At 39.2% G+C, this 21,703-nt stretch carries 20 protein-coding genes; 10 read left to right on the plus strand and 10 right to left on the minus strand.

The window, feature by feature from the left end:
• Nucleotides 1-75: 75 nt before the first annotated feature.
• Nucleotides 76-828, plus strand: a complete 753-nt coding sequence (locus CH365_RS13805) for an enoyl-CoA hydratase/isomerase family protein (RefSeq protein ID WP_100769154.1) — start codon at nt 76-78, stop codon at nt 826-828.
• Here the strand turns inward: CH365_RS13805 and CH365_RS13810 are convergent, their stop codons facing one another.
• Nucleotides 829-1,728: a haloalkane dehalogenase gene (locus CH365_RS13810; RefSeq protein WP_100769155.1), complete on the minus strand. Its 900-nt coding sequence runs from the start codon at nt 1,726-1,728 to the stop codon at nt 829-831.
• Nucleotides 1,729-1,889: 161 nt separating this feature from the next.
• On the opposite strand from CH365_RS13810, the gene CH365_RS13815 reads away from it, so the two are divergent.
• A complete protein-coding gene (locus CH365_RS13815) occupies nt 1,890-3,017 on the plus strand; it encodes an MBL fold metallo-hydrolase (protein ID WP_100769156.1) in 1,128 nt (375 codons plus the stop codon).
• A gap of 34 nt (nt 3,018-3,051) precedes the next feature.
• Here the strand turns inward: CH365_RS13815 and CH365_RS13820 are convergent, their stop codons facing one another.
• The 6 genes from CH365_RS13820 to CH365_RS13845 form a co-directional block, all read right to left on the minus strand.
• Entirely contained in the window at nt 3,052-3,927 is an 876-nt protein-coding gene (locus CH365_RS13820) for a sterol desaturase family protein (protein WP_100769157.1), read from the minus strand.
• A 102-nt stretch (nt 3,928-4,029) separates the two neighbouring features.
• Nucleotides 4,030-5,109, minus strand: coding sequence for a helix-turn-helix domain-containing protein (locus CH365_RS13825; RefSeq protein ID WP_100769158.1), 1,080 nt, complete (start codon nt 5,107-5,109; stop codon nt 4,030-4,032).
• A gap of 3 nt (nt 5,110-5,112) precedes the next feature.
• Nucleotides 5,113-5,724 (minus strand): LuxR C-terminal-related transcriptional regulator, encoded by a 612-nt coding sequence (locus tag CH365_RS13830; RefSeq protein WP_100769159.1) that lies wholly within the window; start codon nt 5,722-5,724, stop codon nt 5,113-5,115.
• 3 nt (nt 5,725-5,727) lie between these two features.
• Nucleotides 5,728-6,921 (minus strand): sensor histidine kinase, encoded by a 1,194-nt coding sequence (locus CH365_RS13835; protein ID WP_100769160.1) that lies wholly within the window; start codon nt 6,919-6,921, stop codon nt 5,728-5,730.
• A 235-nt stretch (nt 6,922-7,156) separates the two neighbouring features.
• Nucleotides 7,157-7,837, minus strand: coding sequence for a class I SAM-dependent methyltransferase (locus CH365_RS13840; protein WP_100769161.1), 681 nt, complete (start codon nt 7,835-7,837; stop codon nt 7,157-7,159).
• Nucleotides 7,834-9,165 carry a hypothetical protein gene (locus CH365_RS13845; RefSeq protein WP_100769162.1) on the minus strand — a complete coding sequence of 444 codons (1,332 nt, stop codon included), beginning with the start codon at nt 9,163-9,165 and terminating at the stop codon, nt 7,834-7,836. The genes CH365_RS13840 and CH365_RS13845 overlap by 4 nt, the downstream gene beginning before the upstream one ends.
• 107 nt (nt 9,166-9,272) lie before the next feature.
• On the opposite strand from CH365_RS13845, the gene CH365_RS13850 reads away from it, so the two are divergent.
• The 4 genes from CH365_RS13850 to CH365_RS13865 all read left to right on the plus strand — a co-directional run bounded on the left by CH365_RS13850 (nt 9,273) and on the right by CH365_RS13865 (nt 14,503).
• Nucleotides 9,273-11,288 (plus strand): protein meaA, encoded by a 2,016-nt coding sequence (locus tag CH365_RS13850; protein ID WP_100769163.1) that lies wholly within the window; start codon nt 9,273-9,275, stop codon nt 11,286-11,288.
• A gap of 3 nt (nt 11,289-11,291) precedes the next feature.
• Nucleotides 11,292-12,245, plus strand: a complete 954-nt coding sequence (locus CH365_RS13855) for a P-loop NTPase family protein (RefSeq protein ID WP_100769164.1) — start codon at nt 11,292-11,294, stop codon at nt 12,243-12,245.
• Nucleotides 12,246-12,298: 53 nt separating this feature from the next.
• Nucleotides 12,299-13,528, plus strand: coding sequence for an ankyrin repeat domain-containing protein (locus tag CH365_RS13860; protein ID WP_100769165.1), 1,230 nt, complete (start codon nt 12,299-12,301; stop codon nt 13,526-13,528).
• Nucleotides 13,529-13,696: 168 nt separating this feature from the next.
• Nucleotides 13,697-14,503 carry an acyl-CoA desaturase gene (locus CH365_RS13865; RefSeq protein ID WP_100769166.1) on the plus strand — a complete coding sequence of 269 codons (807 nt, stop codon included), beginning with the start codon at nt 13,697-13,699 and terminating at the stop codon, nt 14,501-14,503.
• 52 nt (nt 14,504-14,555) lie between these two features.
• Here the strand turns inward: CH365_RS13865 and CH365_RS13870 are convergent, their stop codons facing one another.
• Nucleotides 14,556-15,035 carry a hypothetical protein gene (locus tag CH365_RS13870; protein ID WP_100769167.1) on the minus strand — a complete coding sequence of 160 codons (480 nt, stop codon included), beginning with the start codon at nt 15,033-15,035 and terminating at the stop codon, nt 14,556-14,558.
• Between the two features lie 222 nt (nt 15,036-15,257).
• Here CH365_RS13870 and CH365_RS13875 point away from each other — a divergent pair, with 222 nt between their 5' ends.
• Genes CH365_RS13875 through CH365_RS13885 form a run of 3 tightly spaced genes read left to right on the plus strand, consistent with a single transcriptional unit; the run spans nt 15,258 to nt 18,929 of the window.
• Nucleotides 15,258-17,639: a SpoIIE family protein phosphatase gene (locus CH365_RS13875; protein ID WP_100769168.1), complete on the plus strand. Its 2,382-nt coding sequence runs from the start codon at nt 15,258-15,260 to the stop codon at nt 17,637-17,639.
• 47 nt (nt 17,640-17,686) lie between these two features.
• Entirely contained in the window at nt 17,687-18,589 is a 903-nt protein-coding gene (locus CH365_RS13880; protein ID WP_100769169.1) for a diacylglycerol kinase catalytic domain-containing protein, read from the plus strand.
• Nucleotides 18,582-18,929, plus strand: a complete 348-nt coding sequence (locus CH365_RS13885) for an STAS domain-containing protein (RefSeq protein ID WP_100769170.1) — start codon at nt 18,582-18,584, stop codon at nt 18,927-18,929. The genes CH365_RS13880 and CH365_RS13885 overlap by 8 nt, the downstream gene beginning before the upstream one ends.
• Here the strand turns inward: CH365_RS13885 and CH365_RS13890 are convergent.
• Nucleotides 18,926-20,596, minus strand: a complete 1,671-nt coding sequence (locus CH365_RS13890) for a PhoX family protein (protein ID WP_100769171.1) — start codon at nt 20,594-20,596, stop codon at nt 18,926-18,928. The genes CH365_RS13885 and CH365_RS13890 overlap by 4 nt on opposite strands.
• 109 nt (nt 20,597-20,705) lie before the next feature.
• Here CH365_RS13890 and CH365_RS13895 point away from each other — a divergent pair, with 109 nt between their 5' ends.
• The gene (locus CH365_RS13895) at nt 20,706-21,200 is read left to right on the plus strand and encodes a hypothetical protein (protein ID WP_100769172.1); all 495 of its coding nucleotides are present in this window, start codon (nt 20,706-20,708) and stop codon (nt 21,198-21,200) included.
• On the opposite strand, the gene CH365_RS13900 is transcribed toward CH365_RS13895, so the two are convergent.
• Nucleotides 21,181-21,702 (minus strand): hypothetical protein, encoded by a 522-nt coding sequence (locus tag CH365_RS13900; RefSeq protein WP_100769173.1) that lies wholly within the window; start codon nt 21,700-21,702, stop codon nt 21,181-21,183. The two genes, CH365_RS13895 and CH365_RS13900, sit on opposite strands and share 20 nt — an antisense overlap.
• Nucleotide 21,703 lies beyond the last annotated feature (1 nt).

Raw genomic sequence — 21,703 nt, forward strand, 5'->3', positions numbered from 1 at the left:
AGGTTACCGAATTTCCATAAAAAAAGAATCCATTTTCATTTGAATTTTTAGAAATAAACCTTATCACAGCTCTCTATGAATTATAAACATCTAAGTTTGGAAAATAGGGACGGACTGTTGGTTGTACTTTTAAATCGTCCAGAATCCAATAATGCTTTAAATATCAGGATCCGAGACGAATTAGAATCGGTTTTTTCGGAGTCCAGAAAAGATCCTCAAATCAGAGGAATCCTTTTAGGAGCAAACGGCAAAAACTTCTGTAGCGGATACGATCTGGAAGAAGTAGTCGAAACTAAACTGCAATCCTTCCGTCATCGTATTTTAGAATATCATTATGAACTCTATTCTTTTCCCAAACCTTTGGTATGTGTATTAAAAGGTTTTTGTTCTGCGGGAGGTTTCGATTTAGCACTCTCAGGAGATTATATTCTCGCGGAAAAGAAAACATTCTTATTCCGACCTGAAATTCGTTTCGGAGGTCCACCTTTGATCACCACTTTAGCCCGAAAAGTAGGCCCTACCAAAGCATTATCTTTGACATTACTAGGAGACCCTCTTCGCTCTCAAGACGCATTGAAATTAGGAATTATAGACGAAGTCGTTACAGAAGGTGATTCAATCGCAAAAGGTTTAAAAGTATTGGAGAAGCTCTCCCAATGGGATCCCAAACTCATCCGAGCCGAAAAAGAAATCTCGAATAATTTCTTCCAAGGAAATCTTTACGAAAATCTAAAAAAAGAATTCGATCTATTCAAAGAATTTTTAGAAAATCCAAACTTTCTGAAAATAGTCTCCGAATATGCAAAATCTATTAAACAGAAGGTCTAACTACGGATTGTTCTGGATAAATTCAGAAAGAAGTTCTGCAAGTAGTTCACCTTTTTCTTCCTGTAAAAAATGTCCTGCTCCTTGGATTACAGTATGTTTCTGACCTTTTGCGCCCGGGATAGTTCTTCTAAAAAATATATCTCCACCCTTTGTAATCGGATCCGAATCACTAAACATAGTAATAAAAGGTTTTTTGAAGTTCTTGTAAAACATCCAAGCTTGGCGATTCCTTTCCGTTTCCGGATTATCAGGAGAGATCGGAACAAGAGTGGGAAATTTTCTAGCTCCCGCTTTATAAGATTCATCCGGATAAGGAGAATCATAGGCATGAATGATTTCCGGGCTTAATTTACTTACACATCCGTTTTGGATGATCTTTCCTACAGGAAGTTTACTAACTTCTTGGGAGAAACGTAACCATTTTAAAAAATCTTCCTTAGGAGGAATATCTCCTGTAGGTAAAAATGTATTCGCGGCACATACTCTAACAAAATGAGAATCCAATTCTGCTACTGCTCTTAAACCCAAAAGTCCTCCCCAATCTTGGCAAAAGAGTGTAATGTTTTGTAAATCCAACCCTGTAATCAGATTTTTCAGCCATTCCACATGGTTTTTATAAGTATAAGTTTTTAGATCCGTAGGTTTATCCGATTTTCCGAAACCGATCAGATCGGGTGCAATCACTCTATAACCTTTTTCTGATAAAGGAAGGATCATTTTTCTATAAAGATAAGACCAACTGGGCTCTCCATGTAATAATAAAACTGTTTCTTTTGCATTCTTGGGGCCTTCGTCCACATAATGCATTTTGAATTCTCCTACGGAAATATAATTAGGAGAAAAAGGATAATCCTTTATATCTGAAAAACATTCGGAAGGAGTTTCTAAATAAGTTTGCATACCAAATTTACCGGATCGATGTACTTTATCTAAGGGCACAGATCATAGATGCTCTGGAAATCTTGTCAAACTTCTTCCCAAAAAAGTCGGCTAACTCATATTTTCTGATTTTAAAAAACCTGAAAATAAGATCTTGTAGGACCTTCGTCAAAGAGAGTTTTATGTTCGGTAAAAAAGCCCAGAAAGTCACGATTTACACTTCTTTTGTTCTATTCGGTTTATTCTTATTGGTTTTATGCCAAACTGCTTGTTTGAGTTCCTTCGGAGGAAGCCCAAACGGAACTAGATTGGAAAGAATGAAAACTTCTAAGATGTTCCGTGATGGTAAGTTCGAAAACGATCCGTTTGTTCCAATGCTTAGTTCCGGAGCGTATTTCGGTGTTATAAAAAGACAACTTTTCGGTTCGGAAGTGAGGATACCGCCTTCTCCCCTACCTGTCCAAAAACCGGATTTAAAAACTTTTTCAGATCCTGTCGCACCGGGACTCAGAGCAATTTGGTTCGGGCATTCTTCCGTATTAGTTGAGATAGATGGGATACGTATCTTCACTGATCCCGTCTTTTCCGGGAAAGTTTCTCCTTTCGAAAGTGTCGGACCAGGGAGACTTTTTCCTTTACCGTTAGAACTATCAGAACTTCCTAATATAGATGCGGTTGTTATCTCCCACGATCATTACGATCATCTGGATATGATCACTGCTCAATTTTTAGCGAAGAAGGGCACAAAATATTTCGTACCCTTAGGTATTGGTGCTCATTTGGAATCCTGGGGAATTCCGGACAATCAGATCATAGAATTGGATTGGTGGGAGAAAGGAAATATTAAGAATATTGAAATTATCTGTACACCTGCAGTTCATTATTCTGGAAGGGGTTTATTCAATGGGAAATCCACTCTCTGGTCTTCTTGGAGTATAGTCGGACCTAAACATAAATTTTTCCATAGTGGGGACACAGGTTATTCTCCTCATTTTATTGAGATCGGCAAAAAGTTAGGACCTTTCGATCTGACATCTATTAAGGTCGGAGCATATGACTGGACTTGGGAAGGAATTCATATGAGCCCTGAAAGTGCAGTCCAAGCTCATTTAGATCTAAAAGGTAAAACGATGCTTCCTGTACATTGGGCCACTTTCAATCTCGCAATTCATTCTTGGGATGAACCTATTCTAAGAACTAAACAAGGAGCGGATCAAAATAGTGTCCGTTTAGCGACTCCTAAACCGGGAGAATGGTTGGATCTACAAAAAGACCTTATTTTCGAAAATTGGTGGGAAAAGGTGAAATGAGAAATCTAGTGTATCTAGATTTCTCAACAGAACATTAAGAATTCTGAATATTTTCCTTCGGGTTCCAAGCAACAATATTTGTGTTACTTTTGCTTTTGTCAATATACCCTTCCTTTTCCGCTCTAAAAGGGAGAAGCAAAAGTCGGATCGGACTTTTTTCTCTTTCTTCCGAATCGGGAAGAACATCCACTCCGAATTCAATTTCGGATTTGAATCGGATCGTACCAAAAATCCGATCCCAAAAAGAAAACACAGTCCCATAATTCGAATCCGTCCAAGGAAGTGTTTTATGATGATGAACCTTATGCAATCCGGGAGTGATAAATATTTTAGAAATTGTTCTTTCCCAAAACTCAGGCAAAACACTATCGGAATGGATCCATTGAGAGAATAAAAAAGTAATCGCTTGGTAAAGTACTAAACTTTCTGTCGGAACGCCTACAAGAATCACTGCTAAAACCGTAAATCCTACTCGGATCAGCGCTTCTAATGGATGATGTCTTAAAGAAGTAGTGAAGTCCATTCTAGTATCCGAATGATGCACTATATGCAATTTCCAAAACGCCGGAATTCTATGCGCCAATCTATGATGAAAATAAACGGCAATCAAATCCGTAAGAATAAATGAAAAAATTATCTTAAGATAAAAAGGTAATTCGAATAGGTACAATAAGCCCAATCTATACTTTTCTACAAATACACTGGCACCGGTAATTAAACCTGCAAAAATTAAATTAATCGCCAGAGTCCAAACCCAAAAGAATAAATTGATCTTTGCATGTTTATATTTTCCGGTTTTAAAAACACCGAAAGCAGATTCCAAAGACCAAAAAAATACAAACTCTATCAAAAGAATTCCCGCCTTCTGCCAAACATTTAATTTAGCAAAAAAGAATACTAAGGATTCCATACATAACCTCACTCGTGAAACATCACTGTTTCAGGATACGGGTTTTTTAGATTTAAGTCGTCCGGTTTGATAAAACCGGATCGGTTTTCAGGTCCAGGATGATCAAACTGAAATTTTCTTTCTTTTGTACTCGGAGGGACTGAGTTTAAATCTTTTCTTAAAAGCATCGTGAAATGCGGATTTAGATTGGAATCCGGACTCGAAAGCGATTTTTAAAACCGGCCAGTCCGATTTTTCTTTCATTAAGAGAATTGAATGATCCAATCTGAATTCATTTACAAATTCGCTAAAAGATCGATTCTCTTGGGTATTCATATATTCCGAGAGTTGATGTTTTGAAATTTTTAATTCTTCGGAAACGGAACTTAAGGAGATTTGATCATCTAAATATATTTTTTTGATCTCGAACAATTCTTTTAAATCCGCTCTAATTTGTTCCAGGCTTAATTTTCCAAGTTGGCTAGTTTTGTATTTCCTTTCTTCTCGGATGATTTGTTTTACATCTTCGAACAAGGTCGGATACCGAAGTTGTAAGATCAAAATACAGGGAATTAATAAGGATAGAAAGAAATAGGTAACAAAATAACCGACATCTACATTTCCGAAAGAAATTAGAACCCCACCGAGCGCGGGTAAACAGCTTCCTAACAATAATAGAATAACGATTCTTAAACTTTTAGTTTCCAAGAATTTTCGAAATCTAAAATCCCTAAACAAAAATCGAATCGTTAAAATTATATAAATCCCCAAATGAAGAATGGAAATAAACGGGCCCCAATTGTATGGAAATGGCCGGATATAATTCTGAGCGATCCTGATTTTTTCTTCGGGACTTTCCAAAAATAAAGGCAAATACAAAAAAATTGAAATCAACCCGGGAAGATAATGTAAGGGAGAAGATAAATATTTCGGTATATCTTCTTCCATAAAAAGTAAAAGAGATCTAGATAAGAGCGGCCCAAGCCAAAGTAAAATAGGAAGATGAAAGGAGTATAAGTAGGGAAATTTTACGAAAAGAGGAGAATGAACATAGGGATAATGGATTAAAAAAGATCCTACAATAAAAAATTCCCAGGCTACTATACTTCTTTTTTCAGAAGGTTTAGAATGGCCTATCTGAGCGATCGCACAAAAGAAAGCTAAACAACTACTGAAAAATGTGAAGTGATATAAAAATCCCATAGTTTAGGAGAACTTTCTCACCAATTCCAATCTAGAATTTACATGCAGTTTTCTGAATATACTTTTAATTTGAACTCGGACTGTTCCTTCTTTAGTGCCTAAGGAAGCTGCAATTTCTTTGGTTCTTTTACCATCCACGATCATATCCAATACCTTCTTTTCTCGGTTGGACAACACTTCCACTTCCTTATGGGAAGTTTTGCGGAAAGAATGAATGACTCTTGCAGCAAGCCCTGGAGAGAGTATCCCTCCCCCTTCCAGAAGTATCTCCGCTTTTTCTTGGATATCTCCTACATCTTTTTTTAATATGTATCCGGTTGCTCCCGCTTTTAATGCCTTGAATAATATCTCTTCGGATTCAAATGCAGATAGGATCGCGAAATTTGTTTTAGAATCTGCTGAATATCTTTCTAAAATAAAATCCAATCCGTTTTTACCAGGAAGATCTATATCCACGAATACTAAATCGTATACGATTTCCTTGTCCTTAGGAAATTCCTCGGCAGAATTATAAACTTCCACCTTGGTGACTCTATTCAATTTTTTTAATTTTTCTTTGCACTGACTCGCAAATACAGGATCATCTTCTAAAATCGCTATTTTGTATAATTTCACGAATCAAATTCTCCGTAACTGACGGATTGGGATTTCGAGGAACCCTTTAAAATCCCGATTTTCCACATTTTCTTTCCATTCCCCGTCGATTGCGGAGGTTCTATACCGAATAGTTTTATTTCCTTTGGAACCTATTCTCATTTCTTGGAAATTTGTGCGAGTTCGGATAGATATTTCTATAGAATCTTTTTTAGGGGAGAAGGTCCAATGAGAAGTTCCGGATCCATATTTTAGATCATTGGAACAGATCTCTGTTACGATTCCTAAAATTTGTTCTGCTTTTTCAGTATCGATATGAAAATCATCTTCTCCTTCTCTAGTGAATCTGACTTTTCTTCCCGCGTTACCGTATCTTCTTAACAATAAGACTCTTATTCCACTCCAGATATCTTCAGAGATCAGTTTAACATCTACCATACTCGCAGTGATTTCTCTAATCCCTTTAAAAATATCTTCGGATAATTTTTCCAATTTTAGAAGCGCATCCGTGTCTCCGTTCTTATAGACTTGGATGGAACGTACCAAAAGATTTAGATCGGTTACTTTTGCGCCTAGATAATCATGAAGGTCTCTGGTGATCGCCTCCCTTTCGTTATACAATCTCTCCTGAAGTTTTTTGGTCTTCTTTAAATGTTCAATTCTATATCCGTACCACCATGTATTACATAAACAGATAAACAATTGGAGAGCACTCATATTACTGATCTGCACCCATAAGGTCCTATCCGAAAAATGTCCGCTCCCTTCCGGAAAAATCCTAAGAATATAAAGGGCGACTACAGAAAAAGAATAGATAGCATAGAAGATCGGCCTTCCATTAAAGAATAAACTCACCAAAAAAAGGATCACTTGGTTAGTGATCCACATATTATTATCGTAAAAATAATACTCGTTATCGTGGAACTGAGTCTCTACTTCCAAGACTAGTAAGATAAATAACCCGCCGAATACGATCAGGTTCTTTCTGAAATAATTTCTAGAGTAAAATCGGATCACTCCCAAGCAGAACAAACAAATAAAGGCGGAAACTAAATCCAAATAGAGCAAAAGATAATTGGATCGAGCATATTCTAAAATAGCTCCCCATATGGTGATCGCGCATACGATCCCGAAAAAATAAGAGGCTATTCTGTAATTCTGAGAATAGAATTCCTCACTCGCAAATCTATCTCTGTCCTTTTCTTTTGTTATTTCCATATTCGCTTCTAATTAACGTGCAGATCATCGTTTGGCACATGCTATCTATCGGAGATTAAAACTCTATTCGAATATTTGTCTTCCTTAAGGTTTTAGAGACATATAACCCTTTTTGACCTTAGCACTTAAGTTATATACTAATCTTTTTCCCGTTTGGAACACCGAACAGAGGAGCCCACTTCTTCTTCAAGAGAAGTATATAATAAAAAATTAATATTTAAAAAGAGTATTAAATTCAATCGTCCACGAACAGCTCATCACAAAACGGGCTATCTTTCGTAATCCTACTTTCCAGAAGATTAAAAGCGACTCTTCTAAAATAAGGACGAATTAACTTTTCATAATACTTTTTAGATCTTTGGTGGGCATAAGGATCCGAAAAGTAGATCTCCTTCTTCATTCTTGTGTAATCATTCTTGGTCGGAACCGTAAAATAGAGATAATTCGTAATCTTATGTAGTTTTTCAAAGACCTTAGGTAGATGTTTGTCTTCTATATATTGAACCACAGAATTACAAATACCAAGAGTGAAAGGAGGAAGATGAATATGTTTCAGCTCTAGATCTTGGATCGTAGAATGTAAAAAGGAAAGATTATAAGAACGGATCCACTTCTGTTTAGCGATCGCATCTATCATTTCTTCAGATGGATCGACTGCAAATACACGATTCGGTTGGAATATTTTTACGAATTCTTTTAAAAGCAACGCCTTACCGAACCCGAAATCGGCGATACTCCTGGGATGCACCTGCATCAGATCAAAAACGGACTTTATATATTTTGCATGTTCTTTCGCGTTGAAAGAAGCATCTACGTCCTTCCCGCTTCCATAAATCTCATTCCAGTAGGAAGTTTCGAATGGTAGACCGTTGGCTCCGTAAGCGATATAATCGGAGTCTTGCGGTTTTTTATTCATACATCAGGAGCCTTGGAAGAAGAAAACCAAGAAATAAAGATTGCTTTCAGATCATCATAACCTTTTTGGTCGGAAAGTTCCGACTTAGCTTCGATGGATCTGGTCTTTAAAGTTTTTAAACTAGGATCAGTTTGTATCCTTTTCCATAAGAATCCATTGATCAGTATTCTTTCTCCAGATAAGAAAAGGAACGGAGTATTCTTCGCTTTTACTTCTCTCACTAAAAGTTTTCTGTCTACTGCCCAGACTTCGGATAAAAGAATATAATCTTTTTCTCTCATTTCTGGAGAAGAAGTGAAATTGGTCTTTTGTTTAGAAGTAAAATATAAATAAGCAGAAGTTTCAGGAGAAACATAGATCCTTTCGTCCTGATTTAGCACCAATCTTCCTCTTAAGGAGGAAACATCCTTTGCAAGCGCACTTAACCTTACCTTGTCCACACCTAAAATAGGACGGATTGTAAAATATCCCGAAACCGCAATCAATGCAAAAATCCCGATAGAAGCAGGAAGAGAGTTTAATTCCTTTTCAGAACGAAGTAGAAAATTACCTACAAACAGAATTAAAATAAAAGAGCCGAAACCTAATAAGTACTTCCATACGGCCCCGCCCATAAACGCAAAAGAATGAGCCCCGTAAAAATTAAGATTTCCTAATAGAATAATCCCGAGCACAAGAACGGAAAGATATCCGAATAAGAAAAGTTTAGGAAGGTTCCTTCTTTTGAAAAATACGGATTGTTGCTTCTTCTTCTCTCTGATTCCTACTGTCCCTGCTTTGATCACAAAAATGGTAAATCCGATCAGAAAAAAAGTGAAATGGGAGAAAAACCCAAGCACTGTGCAGGAGACTAAGATCAAAAGATCGATTACAGTTTCCATCCGGAAGGAAAGAAAAAGCACGAGTAAAAATGAAAAGCTTACCAATTCTCCCAGCATATTTAGAGGAACTAAATAAGAGAATGGATTAATCGCCGCTAGGTAACAGAACAGATAATGATTCAGTTTCCAGGTCTCTCTTTCCATAATATAAGCGCAAAGATGTATCCCTAAACTCAGGAAAAACGCTCCGAAAGATAGATAAGCGGGTATATAATTCAAACCAAAGATCGATTTCCAAAAGGATAAAAGCAAAAATGGAAGAGGTTCCTGGAAGGAGAAAAATTTTCCGTCTTCCGAAAGAGAACGTAATTCTGCCAATGTCCGGAAACTTTCTCCGTTGGAAGGATCTCCATGCCAGGAATAGAGAAGAGTCAAAAGACCGGTGAGAAACAGCGTTGAGAGTAAAATGAGCGCGGGGTTTGCTTTTCTGTTTCTTTCCAAGTCCATGCGGCAGAATTCTCTCCAACGGATTTCGGAGCTACGTTAAAAATTTAGGTGAAATTATACCAACACATTTTGAACTAAACTAAGAGGCATATTCCGAGGGCAAGAAGATGGAAAAAAAAGACCATATCCTTTACGATAAGACCGGAAATCCTAGCAAAGAGCCGGCTTGGATTTTCAGAACTTACGCGGGTCACACAAACGCGAAGGAGTCCAACGAACTCTTTAGAAAAAACCTGGCAAAGGGTCAAACTGGCCTTTCCATCGCGTTTGATCTTCCCACACAATGCGGTTATAGCTCGGATCATGCAATCGCTAAGCCGGAAATCGGCAAAGTAGGAGTTCCAATCAACACTTTGGAGGACTTCCGCATCCTATTCGATCAAATCCCGATCGAAGAAATGAACACTTCCATGACCATCAATGGTACTTCCATGTGGTTACTTTCGCTATATGTGGCTTTGGCGGAAGAAAGAGGAGAAGACGTTTCCAAACTCCAGGGAACCACTCAAAACGACATAATTAAAGAATATTTGGCTCGTGGGACTTACATTTTTCCTCCGGAGCATTCTATCCGAATCATCGTGGATATGTACGAATATTGTTTGAAAAGAATTCCGAAATGGAACCCATCCAATATTTGTTCTTACCATTTACAAGAAGCAGGAGCAACTCCTGTTCAAGAGTTAGCATTCGCACTCGCGACAGGAATGGCCATCCTGGATGCAGTTAAAGAAAGAAACTGTTTCACTCACGAAGAATTCGAACAATGTGTTGGTAGGATCTCCTTTTTCGTAAACGCAGGAATTCGATTCATCGAAGAAATGTGTAAGATGCGTGCCTTCTCCGATATGTGGGAAGAAATTACCGTAGGAATCTATCAGGTTAAAAATGAAAAATATCGCCGTTTCCGTTATGGAGTTCAAGTAAACTCTCTCGGACTCACCGAAGAACAACCTGAGAACAATGCTTGGAGAATTTTGATCGAAGCTTTAGGAGTTACCTTAAGCAGAGATGCAAGATGTAGAGCTCTTCAACTTCCTGCATGGAATGAGGCGCTTTCTCTTCCTCGTCCTTGGGACCAACAATGGTCTCTTCGTTTGCAACAGGTTCTCGCTTACGAAACCGACTTATTGGAATACCCGGACTTATTCGAAGGTTCCAGAGTTGTAGAAAGTAAAGTAAAAGATTTGGTGGAAAACGCAAACAAAGAGATCCAAAAGATCAAAGAAATGGGCGGGGCTATCAAGGCGATCGAGAATGGATATATGAAAGCCCAACTCGTAAAATCCCAAGCGGAAAGACTCGCCAAGATCAATAACGACGAACTTATCATCGTTGGAAAAAACAAATGGAAAGAAGGGATCCCTTCCCCACTTACAAACGATCCTGACGGAGGGATTTTCAAAGTAGATCCTAAATCCGCAGAACAAACCTTAAAAGTATTGTCCGATGTAAAAGCAAGAAGGGACGCGAAGAAGGTCGCAGAAACTCTAGCAAGATTGGAAGAAGATGCTAAGAACGGAAAGAACCTGATGTTCGCTTCCGTAGAATGTGCGAAGGCTCTTGTGACTACAGGAGAATGGGCAGATACACTCAGAAAAATATTCGGAGAATATCGCCCATCCACCGGGGTAGAAGGACAAAAACTCAATTTGGAGTCTGACAAAGTATCTAATGTCAGAAGCAAAGTAGAAAAATTCCAAAAAGCAACAGGTGCCCGACCTAAGATCGTAGTTGGTAAACCTGGATTAGATGGCCATTCCAACGGCGCAGAGATGATCGCAGTTTCCGCAAAACATGCTGGATTCGACGTGATCTACTCTGGGATCAGACTCACTCCGGAAGAAATTGTACAATCTGCAGTCGAAGAAAACGCGAATGTGATCGGAGTATCCATCCTTTCCGGTTCTCACGTAGAACTTGCAGAGCAAATATTCGCAGAATTAAAACATTATAAAGCGGATATACCTGTTGTCTTCGGAGGAATTATCCCTCAGCCTGATTTCGAAAAATTACATTCCATCGGAGTGAAGGCTATCTTTACTCCTAAAGATTATGATCTTATGGATGTAATGGATCGTATCATAGACATCGTATCCGAGAAGATCCCAGCTTCCGTTTAAGGCATGACCGTACGGTTTGCAGAAAAGGAACTCAAAGAACTGATCCAAGAAGCTTCCCAAGGGGAAAAATATCCTCTTGCGAAGCTGATCAGCGAATTAGAAAGGCCGAATTCATTCGAATTTCGTAAAGTTCTATTCAAAGAATTAGAAAACTCTGGCTTCAACGGAAGCCATTCCGTCACTATCGGATTTACAGGAACTCCTGGAGCTGGAAAGTCCTCACTCTTAGGAGAGATCTCCACCAAATTTTTACAAACAGTCCCCGACAAAAAAATGGCGGTAGTTGCCATAGACCCTTCTAGTCATATCAGTGGGGGTTCTTTACTCGGAGATAGAACCAGACTTTCTTTACCAGTACGAGAGAAGAGGATCTTTTTTAGATCCCAACCAAGTCAATTGGAACTGGGGGGTCTAAATCCTTACACATATCATGTGATCCGACTACTTCGTTGTTTTTTCGATTTTATATTCGTGGAAACAGTAGGGATTGGTCAAAACGAGATAGAAGTCTCCAAACTGGCGGATCTTTCCTTTTTAGTCATGGTGCCTCTAGGAGGCGATCAGATCCAGTTCATGAAAAGTGGGATCATGGAAGTCCCGGATGCATTCATATTAAATAAATGTGATGAAGAAAATCTTGCAAGAGCAAGTTATCATACTCTTTCCACTACTCTCGAGTTCTTGAGAGATATCGTCCCTGGAGGAAGTATCCCTCCTATTTTTCTGACCAGTGTAAAAACTAAAAAAGGAATCCAAGAACTCTTGGATTTTGTTTTAAAAAGTAAACCTCATCCCAAAAGATCTTCTGAAACCAAAATCCAGATCGAAAAATGGATCAAAACCGAGTATGGAAATTTTGGGCTTTCTTTCTCCGAAACATTGGGCAATTCTCCTCCAAAAAAATACGAAGAATGGGAAAACTTTTTTAATTCCGAAATTCGGAAAAGATTATCGTGAAATTTAAATAAATTATTGATTGATTAAAAAGAATTTTTTTGTCCAATCATTGGATGAAATTTTCGACCGGTTTATTCTTCTCAAGCCTCCTTCTTTTATTTTCTTTCAGTTCTGCATTTTCAGAAGAGCTTAAATTTGTTCATCCGACAAATGCAGTTGGTGGAACTTTCTCCGGTATTAAAAAACGAGCGGAACTTCCCTCACCTACTGTTTCCGGTACCGGCTTAAAAGCAGTCGCAATCGTTGGTGAAGTCGATGGGAACGAAGGACCCAAAACTAGAGAATATATAAACAATATCAAAAGTTTAGTAAAAGTCCTAAAAGATAGAGGAGTTTCCGTCAGCGAATTTTATCCGCCCAATAATCCTTGGTCGGGGATCAAAGAAGCATCACAAAATGCGAATATAGTTCTTTATGCCGGGCATGGAGTCGGAACCAATTTGGATCAATCTCCTTATGATCAAAAGTCCGTAGGTGGATTTTATTTGGGAAAAGAATTCGTTTCTAATGAGCAAATTTCTTCCGGTTTGAAACCTGCACCCGGAGCAATCGTTCTATTTTTAGGCGCTTGTTTTACGGCGGGAAATATGGCCTACGATATGGGAGTGATCCGAGACGAAGAAACTAAAAAAAGAATTTCCATGTATTCTTCTCCTTTTTTGGAGACCGGATTCAAAGGTTATTATGCTACTTGGGCCCCCTGGACCGCTCAGACGATTTTAGCATTATTATTTACTAATAAAAGCTACGGAGATGTTTATTTCAGCCAAACGAATCCTCAAGAAGTGACTAAAATTTCTCATCCTCGTTCTTCCGGATCTTCTTTGTATTATCATACTAAACCTCCTGCTTCCAAACCTGTTTACGATTATGCATTTGCAGGAGACCCTTCTAATGTTTTGAAATCCGAGAATTCAAATACGGATACCGAAACCAAAATTTCGGAAGAAGAAAGACTGAAACAAAATCGTATACTGATCGCAAGTCTTTACGATAAGAATGAAAACAAATCCTTGGAATCTTTAGAAAAAGGTGCAGATCCGAACGCAGATTATATGGGCTGGAAGCCTATCCATCTTGCGATCGTATTCGATCTTCCGAATGTAGTGAAAGAATTAGTCCGCAAAAAAGCTTCTATCAATGCTCAGGCAGAAGGTTATACTCCTTTGTCTATGGCTCTTGCTTATGAGCGTAAAGAGATCGCAGACTTTTTAGAAAAAGAAGGCGGGACTAGAAGCAGGGCAGCATTTAAAAAACCGAATATTCCGAATTTGAAAAAGTAGAAGTGCCTACATTATAGTAGCCCGATCCCTGCAAAAATCTGCCTTTTTTGCGGGGAAAACCTTCTAATGAGACCATAATCGCTTATATTTCCCTCTTTTCCCCTCACATTTTTTGCAACCTGCCCTCCCAAAATGACTCCTATCTTTTAGAAAAAAAGGGAGCCCTCCATGGCAATCATTCTAAGTTTTTTTGCGGCACACTGGATTTTAGCCGCTTTCGTTCAATCGTTCTATTTACATCGTTATTCTGCTCACCAGATGTTCAAACTGAACCGCTTCTGGGAAAAGTTCTTCTATTTCTTTACTTTTTTTGTGCAAGGATCTTCCTTCCTCAATCCAAGAGCGTATGCAATTCTTCACAGAAGACACCACGCTTACAGCGACACCGAAAAAGATCCTCATTCTCCTGTAGCTTCTAAAGGATTTTTCGATATGATGTGGACCACCGCAGTTGTTTACGAAAACATTTTAGATCGTAAGGAGGACGTGGAGAAGGAATTCAAAGGAAATTATCCGGAGATCCCTTGGTTCGATCGTTTTGCGGATTCTTGGTATGTTCGTTTGTTCTTCGGAACTGGTTATACTCTTTTCTATATGGCATTCGTCCCAGCTGATGCAGTTTGGTTATATGCTTTATTACCGATCCATTATCTAATGGGACCGACTCACGGTGCGGTTGTAAACTGGTGCGGACATATGTATGGTTACCGCAACCACGCAAAAAATCCGGACAATTCCAAAAACACTCTTCCAGTGGACTTCTTGATCATGGGAGAATTGTACCAAAACAATCACCACGCACACCCGAACTCTCCGAACTTCGCGTTCCGTTGGTTCGAGTTGGATCTTACTTACCAAGTGATGAAGATACTACATTTTATGGGAATTATCACCATCCAGAGAGCTGTGTGGACAGAGAAAGGAAGAAAAGAACTTTCTGGTACGGCACCTTCTCCTTTAGCTGATGTAGCTTAAAATTTTTCTAACTTAGTGAGTTTTAAAGCCGCTTGGAAACAGGCGGCTTTTTTTATTCTTCTCGGATCCTGTCCAAGTCCCCTCTCATTTCTTTGTCGTATTCTTCCATTAAGAGAGGATAAAATTCTGAGTTTAATTCTATTTTTCCGTTTAATACTAATTGGAATAATGCGCGGACCAATTCTTCTTTTTCGAAGCCTGTACAGATCCATTCCAGAAGTTCCAATGCCAGATCCAGTCTACCTTCTTCCGAGATGGTTTTGCGGAAAAGTTCTAAGACTTCTTTTTCTTTTCCAGCTTCCAGGAAACTCCTGAGTTCCACTGGCATACTTTGTAATAGAATCTGCTTTTTTGCGTTCGGAGTAAAAAGAAATTCCGGCTGTCCTTCGGGTAAATGAGAAAGAATTGCCTTTTGAATTTCTTCTTTAGAATGCCCTAATTTAATTAGAGTCCTTCCCAAAACTTCCCCCAGTACGAAGTCCTCCAGAGGGTGAAATGGAAATCCCTGCTTTTTCGGTTCCTGATCTTCCATCCTGTTAGAGTTCAAAACAGTTAGTCTGCGGTCAAGCAGAGCGAACAACCAACTAACGATTCATTAGGTGGGATATTTTTGTAACCTGAATTTCACGAAACCTTAGTACGAATGGGATTTTCCCGGTGTAAGGTTTGGGTCTCTTTTTTTAGGAAAAGAAAAAGGCTAAAAATACAAAGTGTGCCTTCCCGATCTAGGGAGATTTCATTTCCGGAACAATATATGAGCTTTAGACAAAAAATTTTTCTCATTCTGGGAGCAAGTCAGCTTCTTTTAGTACTTATTCTTGCGATCACATTCATCCAAATGATCGACCAAGTCAAAAACGAACCCCAGGACAAAAGAGCATTAGACCGCTCTCTGGAGTTCAGAAAAGAACTCAAACATAAGGAAGAGGTCATCCGACTTCTTCTAAAAGAAATAGAGAGAAACCAAAAGACTCTTTCTATTTTGGAGAACGGTTTGGGAAACAGAGGTATTCTTCAAGGCAACCTAGAATATATCAAAGGGATCATGACACAGTATGGTCTTTCTATCTTTGAGATTCACGATAAGACAGGACATGTTTACTTTAGATTCCATAGACCGGCCGATTACGGAGACGATAAGTCAGGGCAGAAGATCGTACAAGAGGCGCTTCAAGGTAGGATCGCTTCTACCCTTGAGATCGGACATAGCGGTCTTGGCCTTAGAGTCACTGCCCCACTGAAGAACGGTGGGATCATGATGGTGGGCCAGGTGGTGGACGATAAGTTTATCCAGGCAATCACGGGTTCCGAGGATGTTCATCTTGCCATTTATGAAAAAGAAAAACTGATCTCCTTTTCGGATAGTACCATCTCCAAATATTTGGGAGATAGAAAGCCGAAGGATCTTGCGGGAATTTCCAGATTCACTTTGGAAGGAAGACATTATTATCTTACTCAAGTACCTTATGAAAACCAAGGATTAAGTAATCTTAAACTGGATTTTGTTCTTTTGATAGATGAGACCGAATTGTACGAATCTACTCGAAATCTTTGGTTGTATTGTGGGTTGATCGCTCTTGCGGTTTTCGGCGGTATCTTATTCGCATCTTATAGATTTTCCAGAGATATTATAGACGCCGTTAAGGCTCTTAACTTCGCAATGCAGAACCCGAATGAGGACGAATCTAAAATTGTAGATTTAAATCGCTCCGATGAATTGGGAGAAATGGCAGAAGTATTCATCGAAATGAAGAAGGATCTTTTGGACCACCAAATGTTCTTGGAAAAGAAGGTGGAAGAGAAGACAAAAGAATTGCAGGAAACCCTGGACGATCTCCGCGCGCTGAAGGAAAAACAAGACGGAGATTATTATCTCACTTCCCTACTTCTTCGTCCTCTCGCTACCACTAAGTATGAGAGTCAGAATACTAAGATCAGCGGTATCTTAAGACAAAAGAAAACTTTCGTATTCAGAAAAAGAGAATCGGATATCGGCGGAGATCTGGTTTCGATCAGCGAGATCACGTTGTACGGCAAAAAATTCCTGAGCATCATGAACTCGGATGCAATGGGTAAATCCATCCAAGGCGCTGGCGGTGCACTTGTAATGGGAACCGTATTCAAAGCAATCGTAACAAGGACACAACTTTCCAGAAGTAACCAGAAGAAAACTCCTGAAAAATGGCTCAAAGACTGCTATACAGAATTACAAAATGTATTCGTTACCTTCGACGGAACAATGTTAGTTTCCGCATTACTCTGCCTTCTGGACGAAGAAACAGGAGCATTATATTCTATTAATGCAGAACATCCTAATATGGTATTGTATCGGGACGCAAAAGCAGGCTTCTTGGATTCAGACTTCCCCATTCGCAAACTCGGTTTCTCTGAAAACACTACGGAACCTTTAGTGAGAGTAGATAAACTGGAAGCAGGAGACAAAATTTTCTTAGGATCCGACGGAAGAGATGATATTCTTCTTTATGATCCGAATTCTCCAGAACCTGTGATGAATGAGGACGAAAATTTATTCCTTAGATTCGTGGAACTTTCCGGAGGAAATTTAGAAGATCTGGAAAGATTGATCAGTGCCGCAGGAGAAATTTCGGACGATCTAAGTCTTTTAAGTATCGGTTATAAAGAAGCAGAAGTGTCTTCTTCTCGCACAAAAGCGGTTTCCGAGGAATACAATAGACTTCTGCAAATCGGCATCAAGGAATACAAAAAAGGAAATACCGAAAAGACTAAGGAAGTTTTTGCACAAGCATTAGAGATAGACGATTCGGATCCTGCTCTCTACAAACAAATGGCGAGGATCTGTATCAACGCGAAAGAATTCGAAGAAGGTGCAAAATATTCGGATGCTTATCTTTCCAAGATCCCATTCGACAATGAGTATATCTTCTATCTTTCCTATTGCCTTAGAAAGACCAAGGATTACTGGAAGTCTCTGGAATTCGCGGAAAAACTCAGATCCAGGGAACCTGAAAATATTAGAAATTTAAAACATTTAGTGGCTTTATACAGACTTACTGGAAATCGAATGAAATTCAGAGCCACTATGTCCGTTCTAAAATTGATCCTGGCAGACTCGGATCCTAAGACAAATAATTCTTCGGAACCCGCATTGGTTTGATTTTTTTCGTTTTCTGGGAGACCTAGATCCGTCCAAATTGGTAATCCATGTCGGCGGAAATGCGAAAAAAGATCGAATCTGTTCTGGTTGTTATCAAAAGAACAAAGTACGAATTAGATCTGGAGAGTTACGGCTCTCTGGACGAATTCAAAAGAGTAGCAGAAATCCAAAATGATTCCTTCGCAAGGATCTACCAATCCCATCTCAGGCAGATCCAAAGTAGAGAACAGTTAAAAGTCACTTTTCCGAATGGAAAGTTTATCTTCCGAGAAGAATTAGAAAATATAGATATTGCTGACTACGATCTGGTCATCGCATTAGGCGGAGATAATCATTTTACTTATGTTGCCCATCATGCTTTGGACAATTTAGTTTTGGGATGTAATTCGGATCCTGAAACTTCTGTAGGAGCACTTCTATCCTTTCATACCTCGGATATTTCAAATGCAGTTTCCCGAAATTGGGAAAATATTAAAATAGAAGAATGGCCCAGGATCAATGTTAGAATCGAATATCCGGACGGCAAAGCGATTGAGACATTCCAAGGGATCAGTGAAATTTCTATTCGAAACAATAGTCCCGATTTAACGAGTCGATTCCTGATCTCTCATGAAAAGGTCTCTGAAGAACAGAAATGTTCCGGCCTTCTGGTGTATACCGGAGCGGGTTCTACTGGTTGGGTTATGTCTTGCGAAAATAAAGACGTAAGCTTTGACAAGCAGGAGCCATATTTCAAAGTGTACTGTAGAGAGTTGCGCAAGAAAGAAAGTTTCCAGTACAAGCTGGATCACTTCACGGTTCGCAATTCTTTCCGTCTAATATCCGAAATGCGCGGGGGGATCTCCATCGATTCCTTGGCGGAACGTATTTACGATTTCCCTCCCGGGGCCAAAGCGGACTTTTCCGTTTCTCCGGAAAGATTGCGGGTGGTGGTGCAAAAACATGGATAGTTTGAAAATTCTGGAACAGGATGCAGGCAGAGAGATCAAAGTATATTTGGTTTCCGGCCGACTGGACGAATCCACCTTCCCTCTATTTAAGGAAAAAGTATTGGATGTGACTCACGCAAGCAATACTGTCTTAAATTTATCCGATCTCAAATATGTTTCTAGTTCCGGCATTCGTGCAATCTTCGAATTAAAGAACAGACTTACTGGAGAAGGCAAAAAACTTCTGCTCACAGAAGCTGGAGAGAAGGTTATACAGATCTTCAATCTATTAGGTCTTTGGAAACCTTTCGCTCATTTCGAAAAAGAAGAAGACGCTATCGCTGCCTGTCTTAAAAACTAAGCTCTTCTGATCGCGACCACTGCTGGCCTGGGTATATCTCCCTTTGTTCTAGCAGGCCAACGGCTTGTAGGAACATCATAATCCCTAGTATCTTCTCCCGGATGCTGTACGGATAAGAATAAAAACTCTTCGTCAGGTGTAAACCATGGACCCGTGAGTTCTGCGCCAATCGGAGCAGAAGCAAATTGGAATGCCTTGCCTGAGTCTTCTCCGTTTGTAGGAATAAAAAATAGTCCGTTGTTCCCGAATTTTTTGAAGATGGATTTTCCGAGCAAACGCGTAGTCATATCCGTGACCATCCAAAGATTTCCGAAAGAGTCAAAAGCTAAATTATCCGGAGAAGAAAATCCACTCTTCCCTCCCCCCGCAACAAATACCTCGAACTCGAAACGAACAGATTCTGCATCCGAGTTTTCCTCTTTGATACGAACGATCTGTCCGTAAAAATTTCCATGTGAATCGTTATTGGTAAAGGAAACAAAAACAGATTTATCTAATGGATGAACTTCCAGATCTTCGGGTCTATCCATCGGAGTTCCGCCTGCAGTTTTTGCGGCATCTCTGCAGGATACCAAAACATCTGCTTGGGTTTTAAATTTAAGATTTCCTTCCTTATCTTTCGCATTTTTTAAATTCGGATTTTTTTCCAGATCCAAAGTCACCCAAACACATTTTTCAAAATTACCTACATATAATGTCCCTTCGTCCAAAAGTTCAGAGTTTGATTTTCCTTTTTTAGGATCGTAATTTTTTTCGGAAACGAACTTATATACACATTGGTCTTTGGAATCGTCCCCCATATACACGACTAATTTTCCGGAACGAGAAACGGTTAATGCAGCATTTTCATGAGAAAATCTTCCGAGCGCGGTATGCTTTATCGGTGTGGAAGTAGGATCAAAAGGATCTACTTCGATGATCCAACCGTATTCTTTTAAATCTTCCAGTTTACAATCTTCTACTACCATTTCATAATTTTCTTCACAGGAGAGGACAGTTTCCCATAATGTTTTGCCTCCGGAACAATTTGCAAATGTACCATATACTTTCGTTTTTCCGGAGATGGCATCCGAACCGGCGACTGGACCTTTGAGTTGGAATTCCGACCTTCCATGTAACCTTCTTCCGTATTTAGATTCTGGATCTAATACCCAAGTACCTTTGGATTTGTGAAGCCCGATCACGGAACCGCCTAATGAATATAGATATTTTTCGATCTGTTCAGGAGTTCTATTATTAGGACCCTTTTGGTTATAATCATAACCGGTCACATAATATTCTAATTCATTTAAATACTCATGATTAGTCCAAAGAAGTGCAGAATTCGGATCATTAGGAAAAGGAAAAAAACAATTAAAGTCGGCAGCGTATCCGAAAGTATCTCCTTTGGAGTTAATCTTATCTCCATACACTGCAACCAGATCATACGTAAAACCAGCAGCTAAGATCAGATCATCTTGGATACTAGGGCGTATCGGTTTAAAATTATTTCCAGGAATTTTAGAAGAGGTCTCCTTTTTTGTTTTTGGAGAAGGAGAATGTGTAGAATGTACTTTTTTAGAATGCTCTTTTGCAGGATCAGAAAATAGGTCCAAGGTCCGTACTGCAGTCAAAGCAAGCATTCCCTTTCCCATATATTTCAAAAAGTCGGACCTTGATACCTTCATATCCTAAGAATATCGCACCTGATTCTTTGGACCATTCGTTTTTTCTTCCTACAGAAAAAGGAAACTTGGTTGTAATAATCCCTATCGAAAAAGATGATAAAGCCTGAGAATGAAACCGAACTCTACCCCATTCTATAAGATCCTTTTTATCATGGGCTGGGTTTCTCTTGCATTTTTTCTTCCTCTTTCCGTCGCAGTTTATTGGGAAAACAAAAGTTTAGAATCGATCTACAAAAACTTATCCCTTCCAGGAAACAAAGAGTTCGGAGTCCTGGTAGAAAATACAAAACTCAATAAGTTAGGCAGAACTGTAAATGTGTACACCTATTTGGTGCCGGATGAACAGGGGAAAAAACACGAGGTCACTGAAGAAGTAGACCAAACTACAAATCGAAGGATGAGAGTGGGAGATACAGTCCAGGTCCGCACCTTAGTTTGGAATAGTTTCGGAAAAACGAAGATCCTAGGCAGGATTGTAGGAAACACTGCCCCGCCTCCCGGTTTCGGTTTTATGCAGGACTTTTTATTATTCGGGATCTTGTTCTCTTTGGGGCTGGTACTCGTCAGTCTTTATTTCAGAACGTTTAAGGCTGAGGTAGAGTAGAGTTATAATTACTATCTCTTTTGAAGATCAATTGAACTTGAAACGGAGTTTGAATATATCTAGAAGGGTTCATTTCGTAAGAAATAAAACAATAGTATCTGTCATATACGATCACGTACATATACTCTTTAAAACGTATATGCCCCATTTGTTTGCGTATTCCCCGCATCCAAATAGAATCCTCAAAAACCCTTTCATAACGCACCGAACTCGAATTGACCTTTTTCAATTCTTCCGAACTCATCTTGTCTGGATCGACCTTTCTTAGTTCGAATTTTAGAGAACGGATCAAATTATATTCTAATTTCTCTTTTTCTATAATATCCGTATTTGGAAGAGTTTTGAAATAATATTCGTAATATTCTTTGTCCAACGACTTTAAATCGTTATGGACTTCTCCCTCCGTTTCGACAGGTTTCCCTTTCCCCGCATCTTGCGAATACAGGTCGCCAAAAGACGATAAAACAGAAATGATCAAAATCAGGAAAATCGGTGTCCGCATA

Source organism: Leptospira neocaledonica, from assembly GCF_002812205.1.
Lineage (GTDB): Bacteria > Spirochaetota > Leptospiria > Leptospirales > Leptospiraceae > Leptospira_B > Leptospira_B neocaledonica.

Bases quoted from the DNA above. Each gene is read 5' to 3' on its own strand.
- CH365_RS13810 (WP_100769155.1), bottom strand. From the start codon at position 1,728: ATGCAAACTTATTTAGAAACTCCTTCCGAATGTTTTTCAGATATAAAG.
- CH365_RS13845 (WP_100769162.1), bottom strand. From the start codon at position 9,165: ATGGACTTGGAAAGAAACAGAAAAGCAAACCCCGCGCTCATTTTACTC.
- CH365_RS13805 (WP_100769154.1), top strand. From the start codon at position 76: ATGAATTATAAACATCTAAGTTTGGAAAATAGGGACGGACTGTTGGTT.
- CH365_RS13850 (WP_100769163.1), top strand. From the start codon at position 9,273: ATGGAAAAAAAAGACCATATCCTTTACGATAAGACCGGAAATCCTAGC.
- CH365_RS13895 (WP_100769172.1), top strand. From the start codon at position 20,706: ATGAAACCGAACTCTACCCCATTCTATAAGATCCTTTTTATCATGGGC.
- CH365_RS13820 (WP_100769157.1), bottom strand. From the start codon at position 3,927: ATGGAATCCTTAGTATTCTTTTTTGCTAAATTAAATGTTTGGCAGAAG.
- CH365_RS13885 (WP_100769170.1), top strand. From the start codon at position 18,582: ATGGATAGTTTGAAAATTCTGGAACAGGATGCAGGCAGAGAGATCAAA.
- CH365_RS13870 (WP_100769167.1), bottom strand. From the start codon at position 15,035: ATGGAAGATCAGGAACCGAAAAAGCAGGGATTTCCATTTCACCCTCTG.
- CH365_RS13900 (WP_100769173.1), bottom strand. From the start codon at position 21,702: ATGCGGACACCGATTTTCCTGATTTTGATCATTTCTGTTTTATCGTCT.
- CH365_RS13890 (WP_100769171.1), bottom strand. From the start codon at position 20,596: ATGAAGGTATCAAGGTCCGACTTTTTGAAATATATGGGAAAGGGAATG.
- CH365_RS13835 (WP_100769160.1), bottom strand. From the start codon at position 6,921: ATGGAAATAACAAAAGAAAAGGACAGAGATAGATTTGCGAGTGAGGAA.
- CH365_RS13840 (WP_100769161.1), bottom strand. From the start codon at position 7,837: ATGAATAAAAAACCGCAAGACTCCGATTATATCGCTTACGGAGCCAAC.
- CH365_RS13865 (WP_100769166.1), top strand. From the start codon at position 13,697: ATGGCAATCATTCTAAGTTTTTTTGCGGCACACTGGATTTTAGCCGCT.
- CH365_RS13860 (WP_100769165.1), top strand. From the start codon at position 12,299: ATGAAATTTTCGACCGGTTTATTCTTCTCAAGCCTCCTTCTTTTATTT.
- CH365_RS13825 (WP_100769158.1), bottom strand. From the start codon at position 5,109: ATGGGATTTTTATATCACTTCACATTTTTCAGTAGTTGTTTAGCTTTC.
- CH365_RS13875 (WP_100769168.1), top strand. From the start codon at position 15,258: ATGAGCTTTAGACAAAAAATTTTTCTCATTCTGGGAGCAAGTCAGCTT.
- CH365_RS13855 (WP_100769164.1), top strand. From the start codon at position 11,292: ATGACCGTACGGTTTGCAGAAAAGGAACTCAAAGAACTGATCCAAGAA.
- CH365_RS13880 (WP_100769169.1), top strand. From the start codon at position 17,687: ATGTCGGCGGAAATGCGAAAAAAGATCGAATCTGTTCTGGTTGTTATC.
- CH365_RS13815 (WP_100769156.1), top strand. From the start codon at position 1,890: ATGTTCGGTAAAAAAGCCCAGAAAGTCACGATTTACACTTCTTTTGTT.